General features: G+C 41.5%; 4 protein-coding genes. All 4 read left to right on the top strand.

What is annotated here, in order from left to right:
- Positions 1–130 precede the first annotated feature (130 nt).
- The 4 genes from L0951_RS13510 (at position 131) to L0951_RS13495 (ending at position 6,215) form a co-directional block, all read left to right on the top strand.
- The gene (locus tag L0951_RS13510; protein WP_234111788.1) at positions 131–1,021 is read left to right on the top strand and encodes an SPFH domain-containing protein; all 891 of its coding nucleotides are present in this window, start codon (positions 131–133) and stop codon (positions 1,019–1,021) included.
- A gap of 98 nt (positions 1,022–1,119) precedes the next feature.
- Positions 1,120–3,795 (top strand): Calx-beta domain-containing protein, encoded by a 2,676-nt coding sequence (locus L0951_RS13505; RefSeq protein ID WP_234111787.1) that lies wholly within the window; start codon positions 1,120–1,122, stop codon positions 3,793–3,795.
- A 623-nt stretch (positions 3,796–4,418) separates the two neighbouring features.
- Positions 4,419–5,384, top strand: coding sequence for an SPFH domain-containing protein (locus L0951_RS13500; RefSeq protein WP_234111786.1), 966 nt, complete (start codon positions 4,419–4,421; stop codon positions 5,382–5,384).
- A 240-nt stretch (positions 5,385–5,624) separates the two neighbouring features.
- Positions 5,625–6,215 (top strand): hypothetical protein, encoded by a 591-nt coding sequence (locus L0951_RS13495; protein WP_234111785.1) that lies wholly within the window; start codon positions 5,625–5,627, stop codon positions 6,213–6,215.
- Positions 6,216–6,464 lie beyond the last annotated feature (249 nt).

Genomic DNA, 6,464 nt, shown 5'->3' with positions numbered 1-6,464 from the left:
CCCCAACATATTTGCAAGGTTTTAATGCTCAAATATACAAAATCCTGCAAAGAAAAACAAGAAAAATTACAATTAATTTATTGATTGTCAATATGTTGATGGCGTTTTAAGGAGAGACTAAATACTATTTATGTCTCTAACATTTCTACTCCTGGTGATGATCGCGGTGCTTGTTACCATTGGAATCATCACAAAAAAACTCAACATCCTGAAACTTTCTGCACCGGATAAAAACGGGAATCAAAAGCCTGTCGGCATTCAGTGGAAACCGGTTACTTTTATTCTGTTAACGGTTCTTGCAGCCCTGTTTCAGCCTATGAATTACGAAGTGATCAGCGTAGGTCACAAAGGGCTTCTCATCAATTTACTCGGTGATAAGCGGGGCGCTTCGAATACCGAAGAAGTTTCGGGTGTGGTGTTCTATAACAAATACACCCAGGAAATCCAGGAAGTTCCGCTCGACCAGAGGCATATTGAATATCCCGAATCCATTATCGTGGCCAAAGGCGGGTTTCCCTGTCCGATCAAGCCTTCGTTCAACTATTCGGTGAAGGAATCTACCGCGTCTGATATGTTTACCAATCTGAGATCCACCTATAAAAAGGGCGGGCTGGAAGCGATACAGGAAGGCTGGCTGAACAATGCCATCATTGGGGCCATCAATGATGTGGCGAACCGACATTCGATTGATTACCTGTTCAACAACCGGGAAACCTATGAGGCAGAAATTCTGTCGGAAGTGAATAAAAGAATTGGGAAATGGTTTCTGGTATCCCAGCTGAAAACCAATATCCAGCCTCCGAAAGCCATCCGCCAGTCGATTGAAGACAAGGCGACGGCAGATGCTGATGCGATTAAAGCGGAAGCGCAGGCGCGTGTTGCGCAAGCCGATGCGCAGCGGAAGATACAGTTGGCAAAAGGAGATTCGGCTTCCATGGTGATCAGCGGAAAGTGCGGAATCAGCGGGAGTACTATTTGTGATAAAAACTTGTCACAGAACAGGCTTTCCATGAATCAATAAAGCGGATCAGTAAATTTTATTAATTTTATTACAAATCTCATGTGACTTTGAGAAATATTTATAACTTTGGAAGATTATTAACTAAAATTACAATTAATATGAAAGAGAAATCAACTTTTGAATTATTTGGGTTGCGTGGAAACCGGATCCCATCTAATGGAAAGCTTCGGCTTTTATTTTTTCTGTTGCTCTCTGTCTTCGGATTTGGACAGACAGTGACTATTCCGGCGGCCAATACCAATACGGGTGGACAGCGATATCCGCTTACAGGATTTTTTGGTTATCAGCGTTCAGCGGCAATATACAGTGCGGCAGAACATGGTATGGTTGCCGGTAATGAAGTCAGTCAGGTTTGCTGGTATGCGAACACGGTAGGCACTGCTGTTCCAACCGTTCCGTTAAAGATCAGTATGAAAACTACTACTGCCACTAATTTTGCTGCAGCAACAACTGTTGCAACGGAATTAACCGGGGCTGTTGAAGTTTATTCCGGTGAGATAGGTGCAGTTACTGCAGGCGAATGGAAATGTTATCCATTAACGACTCCGTTCCCCTATACCGGTAACAATCTTGAAGTAATTGTACAGACAAACTCAGGTGGATCGGGTCTTGAAACTTCCACCTCACGGGCAATGAGATATTCCACCTCCACAAGCGGTCATCAATATTGGGAAACAGATACTAATCCTCCTAGCGGAACCGGGACAATCAACAGCAACCGACCAAATTTGCAATTGGTTTACTCCACTCCATCAGGTCCGGGTGTGCTTCAATTCAGCTCGTTGAATTATGCGGGAACTGAAGGAACAAGTGCTACTGTTACGGTAATGAGAACGGGAGGAGGTGATGGTGCTGTTTCTGTTGATTATGCAACCAGCGACGGCACTGCAACAGCAGGCAGTGATTATACTGCCACATCCGGAACCCTGAGCTGGGCAAGTGGCGATAGTACCCCCAAAACCTTTAACGTGGCTCTTTTGACGGATGCAGTGGCTGACCCGGGTGAAACTGTTATTTTAACACTTTCTAATGCTACAGGAGGGGCAACTCTTGGCGCAACCAATCCTGCCACACTTACCATTACAGATGTTCCTCCGCCACTTAGCGGCGGTACTTACAATGTACCGGGAGATTATCCTACGCTGACTAACGCAGGTGGTATTTTTGCTGCCATCAACGCAGTGGGTATTGCAGGAGACGTTACCATTAACATCGCAAATAACCTAACTGCTGAAACGGGAACAAATTCGCTTAATGCGTTCACAGGTGGATACAGCATCACCATCAAACCAACCGGAGCGGCAAGAACAATTTCGGGTACAAGCACTGCTGCTTTAATCAACCTCAATGGTGCAAATAATGTCACTATTGACGGCTCATTAACTGCGGGTGGAACCACAAAAGACCTTACCATTTCTAATCTGAGTACCGGCTCAGGCGCAAGTGCCATAAGGTTTATCAATGGTGCGTCAAATAATACCGTTAAAAACAGCATCATAACAGGTCGGGCTACAGGAACTACAAGTGGCGTTCTGGTATTCTCTACCTCAACCGCTGCATCAGGAAATAATAATAATGTGATATCTAATAACGATATTACCCAGGGTACTTCTAAACCTAATATTGCAATATTTAATTCAGGTACCGCCGCTAAGCACAATACCAATAACCTGGTTACCAGAAACAGAATATTTGATTTTGCAGCGATTGGAGTAAGCGATGCCGGGAATTCCGATGGTTTCACCATTTCCAATAACGATATATTTGCCACTTCAGTATCTACTGCTTCTATATGCGGAATCTGGCCAAATGGAACAACGATAAAATCACCTAAATATACAGGTAATAAGATTCATGACCTTACCACTTCTTTGGCTACAGGAGGGGCAGTAGGAATCAATGGTTACACGATTGCAACTCCATCTACTATGGAAATTTCCAATAATATGATTTGGAATCTCAATAATACCAATGCCAATCCCGGTACTACGAATGCTATTGTAGGTATTTATGATCAGTTAGACCCGGGTTCAGATATGTATATCTACTACAATACCGTAGTATTAAGCGGAACAGCTAACGGAACGATTGAATCTTACGCATACAGAGGTGCTTACCAAAACAGCTCTTGGGTGAAAAACAATATTTTTGTAAATACAAGAACAGGTGCAGGAACCGGAGTTAAAGTAGCTTATGCCAATCACAGAACTACGGGAACACTGACTTCTGATTACAACGATGTTTATGCTGCCGGAGATGCTAAGAACTATGTAGGTAGAGAAGGTACGAACTATTATTCAACCTTTGATGACTGGCGCGCCGCAATCGGTACGAGAGATGAAAATTCTAAAAATGCATTGCCTTCATTTGTTTCTTCATCAGATTTACATTTGACTACGACAGGTAATAATGCGCTCAGCAATACAGGCACGCCGATAGCTACAGTTACCATAGATATTGATGGGGACGCAAGAAGTGCTACGACCCCTGATATCGGGGCTGATGAGTTTGAAGGAATAGTATTGGCAACTCAAACTGTCCATAAGAATGTAGTGAACATTTATCCGAATCCAGTAGTTGATTTTGTGAATATCAACAATTCATCAAGGATTGATTCAGTGGAAGTTTATAGTGTTTCCGGCCAAAAAGTGGCAGCGAAAACTTTGAATGCAAACTCGGGTCAAATCGATATGAGTAAAATGACTTCCGGTATTTACATTATCTCTGTAAAAGCAGGGGAAAATGTGCACCAGATAAAAGTGATCAAGAAATAGCAGATTATCTTTAATAAATGAAGTCCGGTATTGTGCCGGACTTTTTTTGTTCATGATGTTGGCAAACAATGATCTGTAGAAGAAGTGAAAAATGAATAAGACCCTGAAGCCGGATGTATTTTTCTAACTGAGGCAGGAGCGGAGCGTGAATTACCAACTTGGGAGTGTCTGCCGAAAAGTGCCGTTTATTCCGGTTTTTCCTCCGGGGATGTCATGAACTATCCATGAAGTATCTATGGAGTATCTATGGAGTATCCATGAAGCATCCATGAAGCATCGATAGGGGAGCCGGGTAACTGTACCGGATTTTTTGGTTTAACCAGTGGATAAAGTGTCTATGGGTGCTCCGCTCGATACAATATCTGCTCTGTAAAAGAGGCAACTTCGGGTTTTTTTCACGGTAACAATATACACTGTAAGGTCATGAAAAATACCGGCTATATTCCTGACGGAGTTTTTTCCTTTGTTGTCAGGATTTTACGGGGGGCTCAGAGGAGTTATTTAAGTGATTTTTCCGGTTTATTTATTTCCGGGATCGGAAAATATTTGCTGTTTTGCGGTTTTCCTTTTTGTGGGATTCGCTAAAATGAGTACTTTTAAGAATTAACAACTAAATACTATTTATGTCTCTAACATTTCTACTCCTGGTGATGATCGCAGTGCTTGTTACCATTGGAATCATCACAAAAAAACTCAACATCCTGAAACTTTCTGCACCGGATAAAAACGGGAATCAAAAGCCTGTCGGCATTCAGTGGAAACCGGTTACTTTTATTCTGTTAACGGTTCTTGCAGCCCTGTTTCAGCCTATGAATTACGAAGTGATCAGCGTAGGTCACAAAGGGCTTCTCATCAATTTACTCGGTGATAAGCGGGGCGCTTCCAATACCGAAGAAGTTTCGGGTGTGGTGTTCTATAACAAATACACCCAGGAAATCCAGGAAGTTCCGCTCGACCAGAGGCATATTGAATATCCCGAATCCATTATCGTGGCCAAAGGCGGGTTTCCCTGTCCGATCAAGCCTTCGTTCAACTATTCGGTGAAGGAATCTACCGCGTCTGATATGTTTACCAATCTGAGATCCACCTATAAAAAGGGCGGGCTGGAAGCGATACAGGAAGGCTGGCTGAACAATGCCATCATTGGGGCCATCAATGATGTGGCGAACCGACATTCGATTGATTACCTGTTCAACAACCGGGAAACCTATGAGGCAGAAATTCTGTCGGAAGTGAATAAAAGAATCGGGAAATGGTTTATGGTTTCCCAGCTGAAAACCAATATCCAGCCTCCGAAAGCCATCCGCCAGTCGATTGAAGACAAGGCGACGGCAGATGCTGATGCGATTAAAGCGGAAGCGCAGGCGCGTGTTGCGCAAGCCGATGCGCAGCGGAAGATACAGTTGGCAAAAGGAGATTCGGCTTCCATGGTGATCAGGGCACAGGCGGAAGCTAAAGCCATCAGCCTGAAACAGCAGGAAATTACGCCTACTTATGTGGAATATCAGCGTGTGCTGAAATGGGATGGTGTGATGCCGAGCACGGTGTTGGGGAGCGGGAGTGGGACGTTGTTGAATGTGGGGAAATAGGCTCAAAGTCAGGAGACTTTGCCAGCGGGGGAAAGAATGCGTTTTGGAAATATAATAATTATGGAGAGTAGGTTTTTAAATGCTCAAAGTCAGGAGACTTTGAAGCAGCGCACTAGGTTCTCTTCTAATTTTTACTATTTTGGAAAATCAAATGGTCAAAAAATCAAAACATATAACTATCTGATTATCAATATTTACATTTAACGTTAGTCAGAATTTTCCCAAAAAGCCGTCTACAAAATGAAATTTTCGATTTTTCTGGTTTTATTTTCAAATCTTTTATTTGCTCAAACAGAACAAATAAGTTTAGATTTTTTTTCTGAAAATTTACTCCCTAAAATAAAGAATGCAAAAGTATTTTATGATGGAAAAATTATCGATAAAACTGATTTTGAAAATCCAGAAGTAAAAATAGATGATGAAACCATTGTTGAAATGATTTTATGGGATTATTCAAATTGTAAAAGAGATCCAAGAGGAATTAGCAATACAGAATTTAGTTTCAATAATAATTTTGAGTTAAAGAAAATGAGAGAGTTTGCAAATCTCAAAAATTCAACTTCAAAAAATCTTACTATACCAAAAAATATAAAATTTATAAAAGAATTAAAAACAGTAAAACGAAAATCCGGAAAATTGAGATATAAAATCAACAAAATATTAATCAACAAATTCAATTTGAAAATATCACCATCAATTCAAATTTCCCAAAATTCATTCTTGACCAGAATATTTTTGAATAAACAAGATTATGAATACGGACAAAATTTTGATATTATTGTAACTAATGGAAATGTTGTTGATTGGTGCGAAAACTCCTTGGTTCAATAAAAAAACTGCAGACAATAACTAAGCTTTCGTTTTGTCTGCAAGACAAGAAATGAAAGCCCGTTGAACGGAAGCTCCGGTGGCTTTTCTTCAATATTTGTTCTTCTATGGAGTTACCGTTTTTAGAATTTAGAGCTACAAAGCAGTTTTTTAGAATTACTGCTTTTTTTTGTGGCGTTTGATAGCCTTTGGAAGGGGGTCCTGTCTGCCGACAGGCAGGTTCTGCGGGTTTTCTTCGCTGCAGGACAAAGG

It is taken from the genome of Chryseobacterium sp. R2A-55 (assembly GCF_021401085.1).
GTDB lineage: Bacteria > Bacteroidota > Bacteroidia > Flavobacteriales > Weeksellaceae > Kaistella.
This window is presented reverse-complemented; position numbering and strand designations above follow the sequence as displayed.